This window comes from Salmonella sp. K21076 (genome assembly GCF_039650795.1).
GTDB lineage: Bacteria > Pseudomonadota > Gammaproteobacteria > Enterobacterales > Enterobacteriaceae > Salmonella > Salmonella enterica.
Genome location: NZ_JBCLYA010000047.1, coordinates 342,046 through 361,275, shown reverse-complemented (window position 1 = coordinate 361,275; position 19,230 = coordinate 342,046). Strand labels below are relative to the sequence as shown.

15 protein-coding genes and 3 pseudogenes are annotated in these 19,230 nt (G+C 52.4%); 13 read left to right on the top strand and 5 right to left on the bottom strand.

The window, feature by feature from the left end:
* Nucleotides 1–61 precede the first annotated feature (61 nt).
* A pseudogene (locus AAYN39_RS16575) lies at nucleotides 62–922 on the top strand (class II aldolase).
* A gap of 9 nt (nucleotides 923–931) precedes the next feature.
* Nucleotides 932–1,201 (top strand): HPr family phosphocarrier protein, encoded by a 270-nt coding sequence (locus AAYN39_RS16570; RefSeq protein ID WP_000621026.1) that lies wholly within the window; start codon nucleotides 932–934, stop codon nucleotides 1,199–1,201.
* A gap of 90 nt (nucleotides 1,202–1,291) precedes the next feature.
* On the opposite strand, the gene AAYN39_RS16565 is transcribed toward AAYN39_RS16570, so the two are convergent.
* Entirely contained in the window at nucleotides 1,292–1,615 is a 324-nt protein-coding gene (locus AAYN39_RS16565) for a DNA-binding transcriptional regulator (protein WP_001274842.1), read from the bottom strand.
* Nucleotides 1,599–1,957, bottom strand: a pseudogene (locus tag AAYN39_RS16560) (type II toxin-antitoxin system RelE/ParE family toxin). The gene AAYN39_RS16565 and the pseudogene AAYN39_RS16560 overlap by 17 nt, the downstream one beginning before the upstream one ends.
* A gap of 215 nt (nucleotides 1,958–2,172) precedes the next feature.
* On the opposite strand from AAYN39_RS16560, the gene nepI reads away from it, so the two are divergent.
* Complete coding sequence (gene nepI, locus AAYN39_RS16555) at nucleotides 2,173–3,366, top strand: purine ribonucleoside efflux pump NepI (RefSeq protein WP_001004798.1); 1,194 nt, start codon at nucleotides 2,173–2,175, stop codon at nucleotides 3,364–3,366.
* Nucleotides 3,367–3,425: 59 nt separating this feature from the next.
* Here nepI and AAYN39_RS16550 read toward each other — a convergent pair whose 3' ends face one another.
* Nucleotides 3,426–4,808: a glycoside hydrolase family 1 protein gene (locus AAYN39_RS16550; RefSeq protein ID WP_001270464.1), complete on the bottom strand. Its 1,383-nt coding sequence runs from the start codon at nucleotides 4,806–4,808 to the stop codon at nucleotides 3,426–3,428.
* Between the two features lie 105 nt (nucleotides 4,809–4,913).
* Nucleotides 4,914–5,207 carry a YicS family protein gene (locus tag AAYN39_RS16545; RefSeq protein ID WP_000824217.1) on the bottom strand — a complete coding sequence of 98 codons (294 nt, stop codon included), beginning with the start codon at nucleotides 5,205–5,207 and terminating at the stop codon, nucleotides 4,914–4,916.
* A 196-nt stretch (nucleotides 5,208–5,403) separates the two neighbouring features.
* Between AAYN39_RS16545 and dagR the strand changes: the two are divergent.
* From dagR to AAYN39_RS16505, 8 genes and pseudogenes are all read left to right on the top strand, one after another.
* A pseudogene (gene dagR / locus AAYN39_RS16540) lies at nucleotides 5,404–8,203 on the top strand (transcriptional regulator DagR).
* 221 nt (nucleotides 8,204–8,424) lie between these two features.
* Nucleotides 8,425–8,850 (top strand): PTS sugar transporter subunit IIA, encoded by a 426-nt coding sequence (locus AAYN39_RS16535; protein ID WP_000214106.1) that lies wholly within the window; start codon nucleotides 8,425–8,427, stop codon nucleotides 8,848–8,850.
* Between the two features lie 10 nt (nucleotides 8,851–8,860).
* A complete protein-coding gene (locus AAYN39_RS16530) occupies nucleotides 8,861–9,346 on the top strand; it encodes a PTS system mannose/fructose/N-acetylgalactosamine-transporter subunit IIB (RefSeq protein WP_001284295.1) in 486 nt (161 codons plus the stop codon).
* Between the two features lie 145 nt (nucleotides 9,347–9,491).
* Entirely contained in the window at nucleotides 9,492–10,241 is a 750-nt protein-coding gene (locus AAYN39_RS16525; RefSeq protein WP_000380259.1) for a PTS sugar transporter subunit IIC, read from the top strand.
* Nucleotides 10,238–11,098 (top strand): PTS system mannose/fructose/sorbose family transporter subunit IID, encoded by an 861-nt coding sequence (locus AAYN39_RS16520; RefSeq protein ID WP_001526325.1) that lies wholly within the window; start codon nucleotides 10,238–10,240, stop codon nucleotides 11,096–11,098. Before AAYN39_RS16525 ends, AAYN39_RS16520 begins: the two co-directional genes overlap by 4 nt.
* Nucleotides 11,099–11,101: 3 nt before the next feature.
* Nucleotides 11,102–12,211 (top strand): D-glucosaminate-6-phosphate ammonia lyase, encoded by a 1,110-nt coding sequence (gene dgaE, locus AAYN39_RS16515; protein WP_000188469.1) that lies wholly within the window; start codon nucleotides 11,102–11,104, stop codon nucleotides 12,209–12,211.
* Nucleotides 12,198–12,941 (top strand): 2-dehydro-3-deoxy-phosphogluconate aldolase, encoded by a 744-nt coding sequence (locus AAYN39_RS16510; protein WP_001186143.1) that lies wholly within the window; start codon nucleotides 12,198–12,200, stop codon nucleotides 12,939–12,941. Before dgaE ends, AAYN39_RS16510 begins: the two co-directional genes overlap by 14 nt.
* A 235-nt stretch (nucleotides 12,942–13,176) precedes the next feature.
* Nucleotides 13,177–14,118: an Rpn family recombination-promoting nuclease/putative transposase gene (locus tag AAYN39_RS16505; protein WP_000749532.1), complete on the top strand. Its 942-nt coding sequence runs from the start codon at nucleotides 13,177–13,179 to the stop codon at nucleotides 14,116–14,118.
* 42 nt (nucleotides 14,119–14,160) lie between these two features.
* Here the strand turns inward: AAYN39_RS16505 and AAYN39_RS16500 are convergent, their stop codons facing one another.
* Nucleotides 14,161–15,063, bottom strand: coding sequence for an EamA family transporter (locus tag AAYN39_RS16500; protein WP_000535970.1), 903 nt, complete (start codon nucleotides 15,061–15,063; stop codon nucleotides 14,161–14,163).
* 505 nt (nucleotides 15,064–15,568) lie between these two features.
* On the opposite strand from AAYN39_RS16500, the gene AAYN39_RS16495 reads away from it, so the two are divergent.
* Together AAYN39_RS16495 and mgtA are read left to right on the top strand one after the other, a co-directional pair.
* Nucleotides 15,569–16,264: an MgtC family protein gene (locus tag AAYN39_RS16495; RefSeq protein ID WP_000392697.1), complete on the top strand. Its 696-nt coding sequence runs from the start codon at nucleotides 15,569–15,571 to the stop codon at nucleotides 16,262–16,264.
* 219 nt (nucleotides 16,265–16,483) lie between these two features.
* Nucleotides 16,484–19,210 carry a magnesium-translocating P-type ATPase gene (gene mgtA, locus AAYN39_RS16490; RefSeq protein ID WP_000131278.1) on the top strand — a complete coding sequence of 909 codons (2,727 nt, stop codon included), beginning with the start codon at nucleotides 16,484–16,486 and terminating at the stop codon, nucleotides 19,208–19,210.
* Nucleotides 19,211–19,230 lie beyond the last annotated feature (20 nt).

Below are 19,230 nucleotides of genomic sequence, written 5' to 3'. Positions count from 1 at the left end.
TGTGATAACTCAATAGTTCGATAATTTACTTATACTGCTCACATAAATATCTGGAGTTAATATGTCTTTAGTCAATGGTAGGATCCTGCTCAATTGTATTCAGGAAAAACATGTCCTTGCGGGGGCATTTAATACAACGAACCTGGAGACAACAATTTCCATTCTTAATGCAATAGAACGTTCCGGATTGCCCAATTTTATTCAAATTGCTCCTACTAATGCACAGCTTTCAGGTTACGATTACATTTATGAAATAGTGAAGTGACATGCCGATAAAATGGATATTCCTGTCAGCCTGCATCTGGATCATGGGAAAACTCTGGAAGATGTTAAGCAGGCTGTCCGGGCCGGATTTACCTCAGTAATGATTGATGGCGCGGCGCTACCGTTCGAAGAAAATATTGCATTTACCCGAGAAGCTGTCGATTTCTGTAAATCATTTGGTGTTCCCGTCGAAGCGGAATTAGGCGCTATTCTGGGTAAGGAAGATGATCATGTCAGCGAGGCTGACTGCAAAACTGAACCTGAGAAGGTTCAGCGCTTTGTTGAGGAGACAGGGTGCGACATGCTGGCAGTGTCAATTGGTAATGTACATGGTCTTGAAGACATCCCACGCATTGATATCCCGCTATTACAACGCATCGCGTCTGTCAGTCCGGTACCTTTGGTTATTCATGGAGGTTCTGGTATTGACGCGGATATTCTTCGCAGCTTTGTTAATTACAAAGTAGCCAAAGTGAATATTGCGAGTGATTTGCGCAAAGCCTTTATTACTACTGTTGGTAAGGCTTGGGTAAATAATAACAACGAGGCTAATCTGGCGCGTGTCATGGCGAGCGCAAAACAGGCAGTTGAGGATGATGTTTATTCTAAAATTAAGATGATGAATAAACATCACTCAGCACTCCGCAAAGTCTCTTAAGGAAAATATATGATTAGACAAAAAGTACGCGTTATGAACAGTACGGGGCTTCATGCGCGGCCAGCCGCTACACTTGCGAAAATTGTCAAAAAATACCAGTCTTCATTAACGCTAGTTAATAATGACAAAGAAATTCCCATTAAAGGAATGATGAGTATTTTGGGGGCTGGCGTAAAGGGAAACACAATGATTGATTTAATTTGTGATGGACAGGATGAACTGGCTTTTATGGATGAATTAAAATCCGCATTTGCTGATGGCTTTGGTGAGTCAGTATAGTGCAATTCCCGTCAAACGGCGCAGGAAGTTGTAGAGGCTTCCTGCACTCATTATCGTATGAATAGCCTTAACAGACCATCGGTAAAACCCTCATACCAGCACCTTTAGCCCGTGTTTTTGGACAACATTAAGTAGTTTCAGTGACATCCCGCTGGGACGCTTGGCGCCGCTTTCCCACTTTTGAACCGTTGATACGCTGGTATTCAGGTACCGAGCGAAAACCGACTGGCTAACGTTGAGTTCTTCTCGTAACGCTTTTATTTCAAGTGGCTGCAGGTCTTTGATGCTGCTTAAGCAGGCCGTGTCAAAACTGCGCATTGTCTCCTGGGGAATGGCATCCACGCTAAATAATCCAGATGCCGCGCTATGAATCGCTTCAAAGGCAGGGCTTTTGAATTTAGTTTTTGCTGACATGGCGCACCTCTACCAGTTCTTTGTTATTAATGAGTGCCGTTATCTGATCTTCGGTCAGGCAAGCATAGTGTTTTGCTAACTCACGGAAACCCGCAAGTTCGCGATAGCGAATGTTGGCCATATTCTGTTTGGTATACAGGAAGGTGTAAAACCAATGTTCGCCTCCCTTTGCCAACACGATTGCGCGATCGCGGTTTTAATTGAGACGTTTTTATAAACTCCGCCGCCAAGATTATCTGCTTTTCCTTGCAGTACGGCGTTGATGGCCTCGCTTAACTCGTCATCTTTTATCGTGTGGGACTTCGCTTCTCTGTTAAACCACCTGGTTTTGAAGATTCGCATCAGGTTGACATCCTGTAATCTAAAGTATAGCACCAGGTGATACACTATGTCTTACCTTTTGGTTTTACACGCAGCGAGAGAAGATAATTCTCAACGCTCGACCAGCCTCGCAAAATGCAGCGCAACAATGTCAGTTGCTAAAACGTTAATCAGATCACATTTTGTAATGTTACACTGCGTGGATTTTCCGCACTAAAACGACGCAGGTAACCACAATGAATGAAAATATCGCAGAAAAATTCCGCGCTGATGGGGTTGCCAGGCCTAACTGGTCAGCCGTTTTTGCCGTGGCGTTTTGTGTCGCCTGCCTGATTACCGTTGAGTTTTTGCCCGTTAGTCTGTTGACGCCGATGGCGCAGGATCTGGGGATCTCCGAGGGCGTCGCCGGTCAGTCGGTCACCGTTACGGCGTTTGTCGCGATGTTTTCCAGCCTGTTCATTACCCAGATTATTCAGGCGACCGACAGGCGTTATATCGTTATTCTGTTCGCCGTTTTGCTGACGGCTTCTTGTCTGATGGTCTCCTTTGCCAACAGCTTTACGCTGCTATTGCTGGGCCGCGCCTGTCTTGGGTTGGCGCTGGGCGGATTCTGGGCGATGTCGGCGTCGCTGACCATGCGACTGGTTCCCGCGCGTACCGTGCCGAAAGCGCTGTCGGTGATTTTTGGCGCGGTCTCCATCGCGTTAGTGATCGCCGCGCCGCTGGGCAGTTTTTTGGGCGGTATTATTGGCTGGCGTAATGTCTTTAACGCCGCTGCGGTGATGGGCGTACTGTGCGTCATCTGGGTGGTGAAATCACTGCCGTCGCTGCCGGGCGAACCTTCTCACCAGAAACAGAATATGTTTAGCCTGTTGCAACGCCCTGGCGTGATGGCCGGGATGATCGCCATCTTTATGTCTTTTGCCGGGCAGTTCGCTTTCTTTACCTATATTCGCCCGGTCTATATGAATCTGGCGGGCTTTGACGTTGATGGTCTGACGCTGGTGCTGCTAAGTTTTGGTATTGCCAGCTTCGTTGGCACTTCTTTCTCCTCTTACGTCCTGAAACGTTCGGTAAAACTGGCGCTGGCCGGTGCGCCGCTGCTACTGGCGCTGAGCGCGCTGACGCTCATTGTGTGGGGAAGCGACAAAACCGTGGCGGCGGCAATAGCGATTATCTGGGGACTGGCGTTTGCGTTGGTGCCGGTGGGATGGTCAACGTGGATCACTCGTTCTCTTGCCGATCAGGCGGAAAAAGCCGGTTCCATCCAGGTCGCGGTGATTCAACTGGCAAATACCTGTGGCGCGGCGGTGGGCGGTTATGCGCTCGACAATTTCGGGCTGCTTTCGCCGCTGGCGCTTTCCGGCGGTCTGATGCTGTTGACGGCGTTAGTCGTGGCGGCGAAAGTCCGTATTACGCCAATGAGTTGATATTGCTGCCATTTGTAGGCCGGATACGACGTTAGTCGTTATCCGGCAATAATAAACGCTTAATCAAAACCGTTATGCTCTGCGGTGGCGGCAAACCATTCTCCGCTTTTTTTCACCGTGCGCGTTTGGGTGGCTAAATCCAGTTGTACAAAACCATAGCGATTTTTATAGCCGTTCAGCCATGACCAGTTATCGATAAAGGTCCACATGTGGTAGCCAAGACAGTGACAGCCCTCGCTAATGCCTTTATGCAGCCATTTAAGATGCTCAGAGATAAAGTCAATCCGGTAATCATCGTGAATCTGTCCCGCTTGCACAAAACGCTGCTCGTTCTCAACGCCCATCCCGTTTTCGGAGATAAAACAGCGCGGATTGCCGTAATTATCCCGCAGGTTGGTGATGATGTCGTAAATTCCTGGCGCGTAAATTTCCCAGCCGCGGTAAGGGTTCATCTTGCGCCCCGGCATGTCGTAATAGTCAAATAACCACTCCGGCATAAACGGCGCTTGCGGATTCACCGCTGTATCACGGCATTTCACGCGGCGCGGCTGATAATAGTTAATCCCCAGTAAATCGATTTTGCCGTCGGCAATAAGCTGACGGTCGCCTGGCTGACAGGCAGGCAGCTGGTCATAGGTTTTCAGCAGCGCCACCAGCTCCGCCGGGTATTCTCCCTTTAATACCGGGTCAAGAAAACTGCGGTTGAATAACAGATCCGCATGATGCGCGGCTTGCACATCGGCGGGATGCTGCGAGCGTGGGTAGGACGGCGTCAGATTCAGCACTACGCCGATTTCACCGTCGTAGCGCCCGGCGCGCCAGGCGCGCACGGCGGTCGAGTGCGCCAGCACGGTATGGTACGCCACGGTGGCCGCACGTTTAAAATCCACCACATTGGGATAGTGGAAGTCGTACAAATAGCCGCCTTCCACCGGCACAATCGGCTCGTTAAAGGTAAACCAGTGCTTCACGCGGTCGCCAAACAAGGTAAAACACGTTTGCGCGTACCGACCAAACGCCTCTACGACGTCGCGATTTTCCCAGCCGCCTTTCTCCTGCATGACCATCGGCATATCAAAATGGAACAGCGTAATAAACGGCGTGATGCCCTGCGCCAGTAGCTCGTCGATGACGTGATTGTAGAAGCTCACCGCTTGTGGATTCACCTCGCCTACACCGTCTGGAATGAGCCGCGCCCAGCTTAGCGAGGTGCGAAAACTGTTGTGTTTTAACTGTTTCAGTAGCGCGATGTCTTGCTTCCAGTGGCGATAGAACGTTGAGGTTTCCGCTGGACCGATGCCCTGATGAAAACGATCAGGCTGGCGCTCGAACCACACATCCCACGTGGTCTGGCTTTTACCACCATTCAGACTATCCCCTTCGGTTTGCAACGCTGAGCAGGCGCTGCCCCACCAGAAGTTATCGGGAAAACGGTATCGCATTGTCGTACTCCTTGATCGCGTAAATTCGCTCCAGAATATGCGCTTTTGGCGAACAGAAACCGGTTACAGTCCGCATTTTCGCGACCAAAAAGCGGAAAAGCTGTGCTACATCTCCGGGCATTCCACCTTGCCGAGAGCCTGCCAGTAGTTATGCTGATTGTTGCGCTCTATCGCGATCATCGCCTCCCGAATATGCTGCTGGTTCCCCTCGCTTGCCATGATTTTTTTCTCCCAGGCTTCATCGGTTAGCGCGCCTTTGGGCGTACACATTTTGCGCAAATCCTTTAAAATCGTATTTTTTTCATGCGCCGACTGGAGTGAGCTAAACGGAGAGTCGGCATACGTGACGCCCGGTAGCGCGACAAGTGTGGCAATAAGCAGAAGCGTTTTTCGTTTCATAAACGGTATCCTTATCGGTTTGCACTTTTTCAAGAGTAAGTGTAGACCGTGCGACGTTCACTCATCGGGGCGTGCTATCCGTTGGCGTTGAAGTCAGGCAAAAGTGGGAAGGCGGTTTCTCGCTGCGCCTTCACTTTCTTGCGTGGCAGAATAGTGTATGTTCTGACTACTCTTTTATTTCGTAAGCGGTAGTGTAATGAGACGTATTGAGATCGTACTGGGAGAGCTGGAACGGCTGACGCGCGGGCTATGCCTTGCCGATTTGGCGCAGGAGACGGCGTTTACGGCGGAGGCGATAGGTTTCAATCTTGGGCTGGCGCGTAACTCCGTCAGCAAAGATCTCAATCAGTTATGGAATGACGGCCTGGCAATCAAAAGCCGTGGCCGCCCGGTCTATTTTTTGGCATCGCCAGGCGCTGGAAACGTTGCTGGGACGTCAGCTGGAAGAGTCTGAACGCGAGGTGCGGTCGGTGGCGGATGTGCTGCCGCATGAAGAGCATTACGCGCCCGACGATCCGTTTACCAGCCTGATTGGTTACGATCGCAGCCTGCGCGATGCGGTAGAAAAAGGCCGTGCGGCGGTGCTCTATCCGCACGGTTTACACGTTCTGCTTACCGGGCCGTCCGGCGTCGGTAAAACCTTTTTTGCGGAACTGATGCACCGTTTCGCCTGTGAACAGGCGAGCGGCGCTATCCCGCCGCTGGTCTACTTTAACTGCGCGGAATACGCCCATAACCCGGAACTGCTCTCCTCGCATCTGTTTGGTCATCGGCAGGGGGCGTTTACCGGCGCGAATGAACATAAAACAGGCCTCGTGGAGCAGGCGGACGGTGGTTATCTGTTGCTGGACGAGGTGCACCGTCTGTCTTATGAAGGGCAGGAAAAGCTGTTTTCTATTCTGGATAAAGGCGAGTACCGTCCGCTCGGCGTGAGCAGCCAGCCGCGATCAATTTCGGTACGCCTGATTTGCGCCACTACCGAACCGGTCGGGTCGGCGCTGTTACGTACTTTCCAGCGGCGTATTCAGGTATGCATTGATTTGCCGGGCATTCGCCAGCGCTCCGTTGAAGAACAGATCGAACTGATCGTGGGGTTCTTACAGCGGGAAAGCCGCAAAATAGAACGCACGGTCAGCATTGATAAACCGTTGTTGCTCTGGTTGCTGAATAAACCCCTGGAAGGCAATATCGGTCAGCTAAAAAGCGATATTCAGTTTCTTTGCGCTCAGGCGTGGGCATCGGGAATGACCGAGCATAACGACACGCTACAGCTGGATAAACGGCTGGCGGAGATGTCGGTTAACCCGACGCCGGAACAGCGTCTATTGGTGGATACTCTGTTTGACGGTAAAGCGCGGCTAAATATAGACGCGCGCACGCTGCCCGCATTGAAGACGTCGCTGGCGACCGGGGCGGAAATTGAAGAGAGCGACCTCTTTTACAGCTTCCTGACGCGCGAGTATGTTAATTTGCGCAACAGTAACGTCCCCCCGGCGGAGACGCTGGCGATCCTGAAAAATAAACTCAGCTCGATTTTTGAATACGGTCTCTATAGCCGCGACAGCGTGGCGCATCCGCCGCGCTATGGCGACCAGATTGAAGAGCGCGTGACGCTGCTGATTGGCTGCGTAGAGCAGGTGTTGGGCTTTTCGCTGCCGGAAAATCTGGTTAACCCACTGCGTAAACACTTCCTGGCGCTGATAGGCTACGTGCAGCGCGGCCTGATCCCGCAGCTTTACTCTTCCAGTTTGATCCTGGATCGCTGCAAAGACGAATATGACAACGCCACGCTGCTGTGTCGGAAAATCAACGAACTGCTGCATATACAGTGTCCGGCGACGGAAGTGGTCTGGCTATGCCTGTTCCTGAAAGAGTGCCGCCATTATCGTCAGCGTATCGATGCCAGCCCCGACTGCGGGGTCATTTTGATCGCTCACGGCGCGACCACCGCCACCAGTCAGGCGCAATATGTCAACCGCGTGCTGGAGCGCGAGCTGTTCAGCGCCATCGACATGCCGTTTGAACAGTCGGTGCATGACACGCTGGAAACGCTGACCCAAATGATTCAAACCCGCCAATATCGGCGGCTTATCCTGTTGGTGGGCATCGGTTCATTGATCCATTTCGGCAGCACCATCAGTAAATTATTCCAGATAGATGTTTTGCTCATGCCGAATATCACGCTGACCAGTCTACTGGAAGTCGGGCTGGATTTAAGCTATGAAACCAGCGACTTACCACAGTTGACGGCGCTCCTGCAGAGTAAAAATATCCCCTGCCAGCTTTGTACGCCGCAGCAGGAGAACGGCGGCAAAGTGCTGGTCATCTCCTGTATTACCGGCATGGGAACGGCGGAAAAAATCAAAAAGGTGCTGGAGGAGAGCTTTGGCGAACTGATGTCGCAGGACACCAGGATGGTGATCCTTGATTATAACGAGGTACGAAGTCTGGAGCGCGTTCAGCAGGCATTGAATGCCAGCGAGCGGCTGGCGGGGATTGTCGGCACTTTCCAGCCGGGGCTGCCGGATATTCCGTTTATTTCGCTGGAAGAGCTTTTCTCCGAACAAGGGCCGGAACTGGTGTTGAGCCTGTTAACGCCCGATCTGTCCAACGCTGAACGCCGTCTGGAGATGGAGCGCAGCGCGATGCGCTTTATCAGCGCGCTAACGATGGAGAGCATCATCAACCATATTTCTGTGCTTAACCCGCAGCGTATTCTGAAAGAGATGGAGGGCGTTTTTAACCATCTGACGTCTTCGCTTTCCCTGAAACCAAGCCGCCAGGTGACACTGCGCTTCCTGATCCACTGCTGCTGTATGGTAGAGCGTATTGTGATTAACCGAAAACCGTTACAGATGGCGCTGGAACGTCAGCCGAATCTGGACGCGCGCGCGTTTAGTGTCATCAAATCCGCTTTTCTGCCGATCGAAGACGCGTACGCCATCCGTTTATCGGATGCGGAATATTTTTATATCTACGAACTGCTCTATAGCTAATCCTTTTACTGGCGGGGCTTCGCGCCTCGCCAGACCTTTCTTCTTCCTCGCGTGACACAAATTCTGGCACAACCTTTGCTCTTCTGATGATGCGTTATGCCGGATAGCGGCGTAAACGCCTTATCCGGCCTACCGGGAGTGTCCTGTCGGTCCGGTAAGCGCAGTGCCACCGGGCAATATATGCCGGTGTTCTCATGTAATTGCGCCAGGAGGCCATTATTTTGACTACCACACAACCGTTGCCCCACATCCTGCTGCTGACGCATGGCGGCTGGGGACAACCGCTTTGCAACAGCCTGCGTATGGTCACGGGCGAAATTAAAGGCGTGACGGAAATCGCGCTAATGCCTGTCGATACGCTGGGCGAGTTTTATCAACGCGTCGAGGCCGTGGTGAAAACGCTGCCGGAAGGCTCGCTGATCCTGACGGATTTTGTCGGCGGCACGACGTCCAACGTCGCGGCGCGGCTAAGCGCCGATTATCCGGTGGCGGTGATTGCCGGATTGAATGCGTCGCTACTGCTGGAGGCGCTGGACAGGCGCGAACAAGGGATGCTAACCGCCTGCGTGGATGAGTTAGTTGAGGCCGGGCGCAGTAGCTGCCTGGATGTGGTCGCCCATGTACGTCAGCTACAACAATCACTCTAAGGAAAACATCATGGCCAATATCGTTTTATGCCGCATCGACAGCCGTCTCATTCATGGACAGGTTGTCACGAAGTGGGTCGGACAATCTCAGGCGAACCGGATAGCCGTTGTGAGTGATGAACTGGACGCCGATCCGTTTATGAAAAATATCTACCTGATGGCGGCGCCGCCAAATATCAAAGTGGATTGCTTCGGCAACCAGAGTTTTGCCGCTGCATGGAAAGAAAATCAGCTTGGCGACGGTAACGTGCTGGTGCTTTTTCCCTCACTGGCGGCGGTGCAGGACGCCATACAATTGGGCTTTGACGTCACCCGCATTCAGGTTGGCGGTCTCGGCGGCGGGCCAAACCGCAAGGCGGTTTTTCAGAATATTACGCTGGATGAAAAAGACGTCGGCATTCTTAACGACCTGAAAAACCGTGGCGTTCAGGTATTTTTCCAGACCATTCCGGAAGATAAGCCGCAGCCGCTCGACGATATCCTGAAAAAATTCTAACCCTTTAATAGACACAAAATCATTCTGGATGCATCGAGGCGGCAACTGAGTGAATCCCCTGGAGCTTACTAAAGTAAGTGACTGGGGTGAGCGAAGGCAGCCAACAAAGAGGCAGCCTGAAGGATGAAGTGTATAGGATAACACTATGGATACCTTACTCTTTGCAAGCCTGATGGGGTTGTATTACTGGTTTGCCCGTTTACGCCTCGGCTACACCTTCTCCGCGATGCTGTTACAACCGGTGGTGATCGCGGTATTTGTCGGGCTTTTGCTTGGCAATATGCAGACCGCGATGATCATCGGCGCAGGGATGCAGCTCGTTTATTTGGGCGTGACCTCAACGCCGGGCGGCAACGTGCCGTCGGACCCGGCGCTGGCGGCCTGTATCTCCATTCCTATCGCGGTGAAGGCCGGTATGGACCCAAACCTGGCGATCGCGCTGGCAATCCCGTTTGGCGTGATTGGCGTGTTTCTCGATCAGCTGAGGCGCACGCTGAACGCCGCCTGGGTGCATATGGCGGATAAACACGCGGAAACGGCAAACATGGCGGGCATCATGCGTTGCGCCTTTCTTTACCCGGCATTGCTGGGGCTGGTGCTGCGCTTCCCGGTGGTCTTTGCCGCTAACTACTTTGGCCAGGATGTGGTGGAAAGTTTCCTTAAACTGATGCCGCACTGGTTAACCCACTCCTTTGAAATCATGGGCGGCATTCTGCCGGCGCTGGGCTTTGCCATCACCATTATGGTGATCGGTAAAAAGAGCCTGTTGCCGTGGTTTATCGGCGGGTTCTTCGCGGTGTTATACCTCAAGGTCGACATCATGGCGATGGCCATCTTCGGCACCTGTGTCGCCTTCTTGATTAAAGGCCTGGCGAAAAATGAAGGAGCAGCATGATGAGCAGTGACGTAATGCAACATGAACTGGTTGAGCGCGCGCGGGAAAGCGGGGCGCTGACCAAAGCAGATATCACCAAAGCCTGGTTTATCTACTGGCTGGGCGCCGAGGTTTCCAGCTCCTATGAGCGCTTACAAAGCCTGATTTTCTGCGCCTCGATGACGCCGATCATCAAAAAACTTTACCCACAAAAAGAGGAGCAGGTAGAAGCGCTAAAACGCCACCTTAACTTCTTTAACTCCGAGCAGACCTTCGGCGCGGTGATTCAGGGCATCTCTATTGCCATGGAAGAACAAAAAACGCGCGGCGAGCCGATTAACGACTCGTCTATCACCGGCATTAAAACGGGCCTGATGGGGCCGCTTGCCGGGATGGGCGACTCGATTATCTGGGCGGCGGTGATGCCGCTGTTGATAGCGATCTTTATTCCGTTCGCGGCAAATGGCAGCGCGATGGGCGGTATTATCCCGCTGATTCTCTACCCGGCGATCACCCTGGCGATCAGCTACGGTATGGTCCACAAGGGATATACACTGGGGCGTGATTCGATTATCGGCCTGCTGCAAGGGGGGCGAATCAAAGAACTGATCTACGGGGCCAACGTGCTGGGTTTGATCATGATGGGCGCGCTTTCCGCCAGCTACGTCAAAATCACCACGCCGTTAAAAATTAGCGCCTTGAAAGGATCTGAAGTGGTGGTTCAGCAGATCCTCGACTCTATCGCGCCGGGCTTACTGCCACTGGCGGCGGTATTCGCCATCTACTTCTATCTGGTAAAAAAAGGGCCGCGCTACACCACCATTTTGCTGTCGATTGTCGCACTGAGCATAGTCTGTTCGTTGTTGGGAGTGCTGTAAATCATGACGCCGAATATCTATCAACAACTGGGGTTGAAAAAGGTCATTAACGCCTGCGGCAAAATGACCATTCTGGGCGTCTCAAGCGTCGCGCCGGAGGTCATGCAGGCCACCGCGCGCGCGGCTTCCGCTTTCGTCGAGATTGATGCGCTGGTGGAAAAAACCGGCGAACTGGTATCTCGCTATACGGGTGCTGAAGATAGCTATATCACCTCGTGCGCCTCGGCGGGTATTGCCATTGCCGTCGCTGCCGCTATCACCCACGGCGATCGGGCGCGCGTCGCCCTGATGCCGGACAGTACCGGTATGGCCAATGAGGTAGTGATGCTGCGCGGGCATAATGTGGACTACGGCGCGCCAGTCACCAGCGCCATTCGTCTTGGCGGCGGGCGCATAGTGGAAGTGGGGTCGAGCAATCTGGCGGCCCGCTGGCAACTGGAAAGCGCCATTAACGAAAAGACCGCCGCGCTACTGTATGTGAAATCACACCATTGCGTACAGAAAGGCATGTTGAGCATTGACGATTTTGTACAGGTGGCGCAGGCTAACCACCTGCCGTTGATTGTCGATGCCGCGGCGGAAGAGGATTTGCGCGGCTGGGTGGTGAGCGGCGCGGATATGGTTATCTACAGCGGCGCGAAAGCCTTTAATGCGCCAACCTCCGGGTTTATCACTGGTAAGAAAACGTGGATTGCCGCCTGCAAAGCGCAGCACCAGGGGATTGCCAGGGCAATGAAAATCGGCAAGGAAAACATGGTTGGGCTGGTGTATGCGCTGGAGAATTACCACCAGGGCCAGACGACCGTGACCGCAGCACAGTTACAGCCGGTCGCGGAAGCGATTTCTGCCATCCATGGGCTTTATGCCGATATCGAACAGGATGAGGCCGGGCGTGCAATCTGGCGTATTCGTGTGCGGGTGAACGCATCAGAATTGGGGCTGAACGCGCAGGACGTCGAAGCGCAGTTGCGCGGCGGCGAGATAGCGATTTACGCCCGCAAATATCAGCTTCATCAGGGGGTTTTTAGCCTCGATCCACGCACGGTAGCTGAAGGGGAAATGGCATTGATTGTGGCGCGACTCAGGGAGATTGCAGAACATGCAGCAGATTAATTTTTATCGTCAGCGGGTAGCGATTAACGTGCTGGCAAAGGATATCGCCAACGCGAAGGCTATCTATGAAGCCGCCGAAGGCCATGCGGTCATTGGTGTACTTTCCGCGCAGTTCGCTACGGTAGAAGAGGGCGTGCCGGAGGTGAAACGCTGGATGGCGGAGGTGCCGTCTATCTCGGTGGGGCTGGGCGCAGGCGACCCGGCGCAGTACTACAAAGCGGCGATGATTGCCGCCCATACTCACCCGGCCCATGTCAACCAGACCTTTACCGGCAGCGGCTTCGCAGCGGGCGCACTGGCGGCGACAGGCGGTGAGCAAACACATATTAACGCCCTGGTCAGCCCGACGGGAACGCCTGGCGAGGTGGTGATTTCTACCGGCGTCAGCAGCAGCCAGGGAATGCCAGCCCGCGTTTCCTGTGAAGCGGCGGTACGCATGATGCAGGATATGGGCGCACATGCGGCGAAGTTTTTCCCGATGGGCGGCGAAAAGTCGTTACCGGAACTCTATGCGCTGGCGACAACCGCCGCCCGCCACGGCATGACGCTCATCGAGCCGACCGGCGGTATCTCACTGGATAATTTCGGTATTATCCTGCAAACCTGCCTGGAGGCAGGCGTGCCGCGCGTCATGCCGCATGTTTACAGCTCGATTATCGATCCGCAAACCGGCAATACGCGCCCCGAAGACATCATTCAGTTGATGGAGATAGTCAAAGCGCTGGTGTGAGATTTATCGCCGAAGAGCGCTACGTTTACCTGGCCTACAGATGACGTGTATTTGTAGGCCCGGTTAGCGTTACGCTACCGGGCGATAATGCGTAGCAGGCTGAGCAAAAATGTACGTATTGCAGCCGTCAGTGATTCCCTTTCGAGCCTCCTCGCAGGGTTAAATTTTCCTGAATGCTGTCTGTATTTTTGGCGAGTACAGTGGCGTCATCTTATTCCTCAGGTGACGGATCGCCATGAAAAAAAGCCCCACGTCCACGCCTCATGATGCGGTATTCAAAACGTTTTTACGCCATCCGGATACCGCGCGGGATTTTCTCAATATTCATCTTCCCCATTTGCTAAGAATACGTTGCGATCTGACGACGTTGAAACTGGCGCCGGACAGTTTTATCGAGAAAAATTTACGCGCGTTTTATTCCGACGTCCTTTGGTCGCTAAAAACGTGTGAAGGTGACGGTTATATCTATGTCGTTATCGAGCATCAGAGTACGCCGGACGCGCATATGGCGTTCCGGTTAATGTGTTACGCGACTGCCGCGATGCAGCGCCATCTGGATGCTGGCCATAAAACGTTACCGCTGGTGATTCCCATGCTGTTTTACCATGGCGCGAAAAGCCCGTATCCCTTTTCGCTTTGCTGGCTGGATGAGTTTGGCGATCCTGCACTGGCGCGTCAGCTTTATGCGACGGCATTTCCACTGGTAGACATTACGGTGGTGCCGGATAACGAGATTATGCAGCATCGACGTATCGCGATGCTGGAACTGGTACAAAAGCATATACGTCAGCGCGACCTGATGGGATTGGTCGAGCGTTTAGCGGTACTTCTGATTACGGGAAACGCTAATGACAGTCAGCTAAAAGCGCTGTTTAATTATTTGCTAATACAGCATGGCAGCACGCCTCGTTTTGGCAAGTTTATCCGCGAGGTGGCGCGTTGTGTTCCCCAACACAAGGAGAGATTAATGACGATCGTAGACAGAATACGTGAATCGGGGCGCAGAAAAGGTAAGCGTGAAGGCGTGCAACAAGGCATACAGCAAGGTATACATCAAGGTAAGCAGGAGGAAGCCTTGCGTATTGCGCATACGATGCTGGAACAGGGGATCGAGCGAGAGATGGTGCTGATGATTACCGGGCTTTCTGACGAAGAGATTAAGGCAAAGCGCCATTAAACTTTTCCCTCTTCCGCCCGGTCATCGTGATTATCAACGGCGTTAAGCGGCCCGCGCGCGTCGACGGGAATCGAGGGAGATCAGAATCACTGACGAGAGAATGAGCAGCGTGCCCAGCCAGTCCGGCAAGGTAAAACTAATCCCCAACAGCAGCAGCGACAGCAGGGCGCTGCTTAACGGTTCCGCGCAGCTTAAAATGCTGGCTTTGGGGCCACCAATCAGCTGCGCGCCTTTCAAATACAGGCTGAACGTCAGCGACGTACCGATCACCACCAGGTAGAAAAAGGCCAGAATCAGGCTGCCGCTCACCGCAAAGTGCGTTCCTTCTTTAGCGTAGAAGGGCAGCAGAATAAGGCCGCCAAAGGACATACTCCAGCCGACCACTGGCAGCGTGCCGTATTGGGCGATTAGCCTGGAAGGCCAGGTCGTATAAAAGGCGGCGGCAAATGCGGAGGCGATACCCCAGAACAGCGCGCCTGAAGAGATCGACAGCGATGTTGGATTGCCGTGAGTCACCAGTAAAAAGGTGCCGATAAGCGATGTAAGAATGGCGGTTAAGACCAGAATGCCTGGTCGTGTTCTTCGCGCTAATGCAAACCACGCGACAATAATGGTCGGCGATAAAAATTGCAGCACTGTCGCGGTGGCGGCATTGGATTTTTCAATCGTGAGCAGGAAGGTTAGCTGAACGGTGAGCGCGCCCACCACGGAGAAAATCAGCAGACTCAGTGCATCTTTGCGGTTTTTAAGAATCGAAAATATCTTATCGCCGTGCATAAAGGAGAAGGTCACCAGTATCAGCCCGGCGAATAACAAACGTATCATCGTCAGGAACTGTGACGACATACGGCTTTGCTCCATGATGTACTGCGCGCAAACGCCTGAACTCCCCCACAATACGGCGGCAATCAGGACGTTTAGCATCCCTTTTCTGGTGGAACCCATTTTTTCCTCGTCATGTTGTTTTATTTTTTTACGTGCAGGCATCATAACAGAGCTATCGCCGGCATTAAGCAGGAATTTATTGTTTAATGATTTCAGACGAGCCTGTTATTGACATAATATTGTCATTTTTTTGTCACGGGAAATATCAAACAAACTTAAACAAATCGTCACTATCCCCGCCTTTGCACTTTACAGAACATATTGACTGACTATAATAAGCGCAAATTCATGCAGGAGTAATATGTTGGACAGTCACTTTTACGTAAATCATCTGGCAAGTTAACGCACGCTATTCCTGCGCTGCTTGCCGAACCGGTGGGCAGCAATCTCCCCTTGTGACGATTGTCATCCCAATAATGTTACAACACGCGCATTGTCGCGAGGTAATCGTCATGTTCATGTTTAAACACGCTTTATTTCCTCCGCCGTTAACACGACGCTAATTGCCTCAGGGCAGAAATTTGTCGTGTGCTAAATATAGCACGTACTTATTCTTCCAGAAAAAATGGAGGAACGTATGTTAATGTTTCCTTATATTTTAAATTTACTGGCCGCTATGCTGTTGGGCGCGCTGATTGGCGCGGAAAGACAATGGCGTCAACGTATGGCGGGATTACGCACTAATGCGCTGGTGGCGACAGGCGCCGCCGTTTTTATTCTGAGCTCCATGACGACATCGCCAGACAGCCCCGGGAGAATTGCGGCGCAGATTGTCTCTGGTATTGGCTTTCTGGGGGCGGGCGTCATCATGCGCGAAGGGATGAATGTGCGCGGACTGAACACTGCGGCAACGCTATGGTGTTCGGCGGGCATCGGCGTGTTATGCGGCTTAGGGCAGTTCAAAAATGCACTGGCGGCGACGATCATTATTCTTTGTGCCAATATTTTATTGCGTGAAGCGGCGCAGCGTATAAATCAACTCCCGGTATCCGCCGAGGCAGAAAAACGTTATATCCTGAAAGTAACCTGTAATAAAGAAGATGAGAGCGCGGTTCGTCAGTGGTTACTGAATATCGTAAAAGAGGCCGCGATCTGTTTACAAGGGTTAGGTTCGGTCCCCGCTCAGGAACAGGGCTATAAAGAAATTCGTGCCGAGCTCGTGGGTCATGCTGATTATCGTAAAACGCGAGAACTGATTATATCCAGAATAGGTGATAACGATAATATCACCGCAATTCACTGGAGCATTGATAGTCAATAATAGTTTTTTATTCAATTGCAACATTACGCCAGGCGTATAAGGAGGGAATGATGGATATTCCCGAGTCGATAAAATAAAACCCACTCAAAATAGTGAGTAAGCAATAACCTTTTTTATGCATAGATAATTCTCCCGGGGCATTCACCTTCAAATCGTGAGTTTACTATTCCCTGGGCGTGATATGCAGGAAACACTACACCTTAATTTTGGGGATTCATCATGACTGACATGAACATTGAAAACCGGAAACTCAATCGCCCGGCGTCAGAAAATGATAAGCAGCATAAAAAAGTATTTCCGATCGAAGCGGAAGCTTTTCATAGCCCGGAGGAGACACTGGCGCGGCTGAACAGCCATCGTCAGGGCCTCACGATAGAAGAGGCCGGCGAACGGTTGAAAGTGTATGGGCGCAATGAAGTGGCGCATGAGCAAGTTCCTCCGGTGCTGGTTCAGCTTCTGCAGGCATTCAATAACCCGTTTATTTACGTTCTGATGGCACTGGCAGGGGTCAGTTTCATCACGGATTACTGGCTCCCGTTACGCCGTGGCGAAGAGACCGATCTCACCGGCGTGCTGATTATTCTGACGATGGTCAGTTTGAGCGGGTTATTGCGTTTCTGGCAGGAGTTTCGCACTAACAGAGCAGCACAGGCGCTGAAAAAGATGGTGCGCACCACCGCCACGATGTTGCGTCGTGGGCCGGGCAATATAGGCGCGGTGCAGGAAGAGATTCCCATTGAAGAACTGGTGCCGGGCGATGTGGTTTTTCTGGCCGCAGGCGATCTGGTGCCCGCCGACGTCCGTCTGCTGGCGTCGCGCGATCTCTTTATCAGCCAGTTAATTCTTAGTGGTGAATCATTACCCGTAGAAAAATACGATGTTATGGCTGATGTGGCAGGTAAAGACAGCGAGCAATTGCCTGACAAAGATAAGAGCCTGTTAGATTTGGGCAATATCTGTCTGATGGGAACCAATGTAACCAGCGGCAGAGCGCAAGCGGTCGTGGTCGCGACGGGAAGCCGTACCTGGTTCGGCTCGCTGGCGAAATCCATTGTGGGTACGCGTACCCAGACGGCTTTCGATCGCGGAGTCAACAGCGTGAGCTGGCTGTTGATACGCTTTATGCTGATCATGGTGCCGGTTGTCCTGCTGATCAATGGTTTCAGTAAGGGAGACTGGGTAGAGGCTTCGCTGTTCGCGCTGGCGGTTGCGGTTGGGTTGACGCCGGAAATGTTGCCCATGATAGTCAGTTCCAACCTGGCAAAAGGCGCGATTGCGATGTCGCGGCGCAAAGTGATCGTCAAGCGCCTGAACGCTATTCAAAACTTCGGCGCGATGGATGTGCTGTGTACAGATAAAACCGGCACCTTAACCCAGGACAATATTTTTCTGGAGCATCATCTGGATGTGAGCGGTGTAAAAAGCAGCCGGGTATTGATGCTGGCCTGGCTGAATAGTAGCAGCCAGAGCGGCGCCCGGAATGTGATGGATCGCGCCATACTGCGTTTTGGCGAGGGGCGAATCGCACCATCGACAAAAGCGCGCTTCATTAAACGCGATGAACTGCCATTCGACTTTGTACGTCGCCGGGTATCGGTCCTGGTGGAGGATGCGCAGCATGGAGACAGATGTCTGATCTGTAAAGGCGCCGTTGAAGAGATGATGATGGTAGCCACCCATCTTCGCGAAGGCGATCGTGTGGTGGCGCTGACGGAAACACGCCGCGAGCTGCTGCTGGCGAAAACCGAAGATTACAATGCTCAGGGATTCCGTGTATTGCTGATAGCGACACGTAAGCTGGATGGTTCCGGGAACAATCCGACATTAAGTGTGGAGGATGAGACCGAACTTACCATCGAAGGGATGCTCACTTTTCTCGATCCGCCGAAAGAGAGCGCCGGAAAAGCTATTGCCGCGTTGCGGGATAACGGCGTGGCGGTCAAAGTCCTCACCGGCGATAATCCGGTCGTGACGGCGCGTATCTGTCTGGAAGTGGGTATTGATACGCACGATATCCTGATCGGAACCCAGGTTGAGGCGATGTCGGATGCCGAACTGGCGTCTGAAGTGGAGAAACGCGCAGTATTCGCCCGGCTGACGCCGTTACAAAAAACGCGTATTTTGCAAGCGCTACAGAAAAATGGTCATACCGTTGGTTTTCTTGGAGATGGGATCAACGACGCGCCCGCGCTTCGTGATGCGGATGTGGGAATTTCCGTCGATAGCGCCGCCGATATTGCTAAAGAGTCATCAGATATTATTCTGCTGGAAAAAGATCTCATGGTGCTTGAGGAAGGCGTTATCAAAGGGCGGGAAACCTTTGGCAATATCATTAAATATCTGAATATGACCGCCAGCTCTAATTTCGGCAATGTTTTTTCGGTACTGGTAGCCAGCGCGTTTATTCCGTTTCTGCCGATGCTGGCGATTCATCTGTTGATCCAGAATTTGATGTACGATATTTCGCAGTTGTCGTTGCCGTGGGACAAAATGGATAAAGAGTTCCTGCGTAAGCCGCGGAAATGGGACGCGAAAAATATTGGTCGTTTTATGCTATGGATTGGCCCAACGTCTTCTATTTTCGATATCACAACCTTTGCGCTGATGTGGTACGTTTTTGCGGCTAATAACGTAGAGGCGCAGGCGCTCTTTCAGTCCGGCTGGTTTATTGAGGGGCTGCTCTCGCAGACACTGGTCGTGCATATGCTAAGGACGCAGAAAATACCGTTTATCCAAAGTCGGGCGACGTTGCCGGTATTATTGACGACCGGCTTGATTATGGCGATAGGCATTTATATTCCATTCTCACCTCTGGGCGCGATGGTTGGACTGGAGCCGCTGCCGCTGAGCTACTTCCCGTGGTTGGTGGCGACATTATTGAGCTACTGTCTGGTGGCGCAAGGCATGAAACGCTTTTATATCAAACGCTTTGGCCAGTGGTTTTAATAATGTTTGAGGATCGCCCA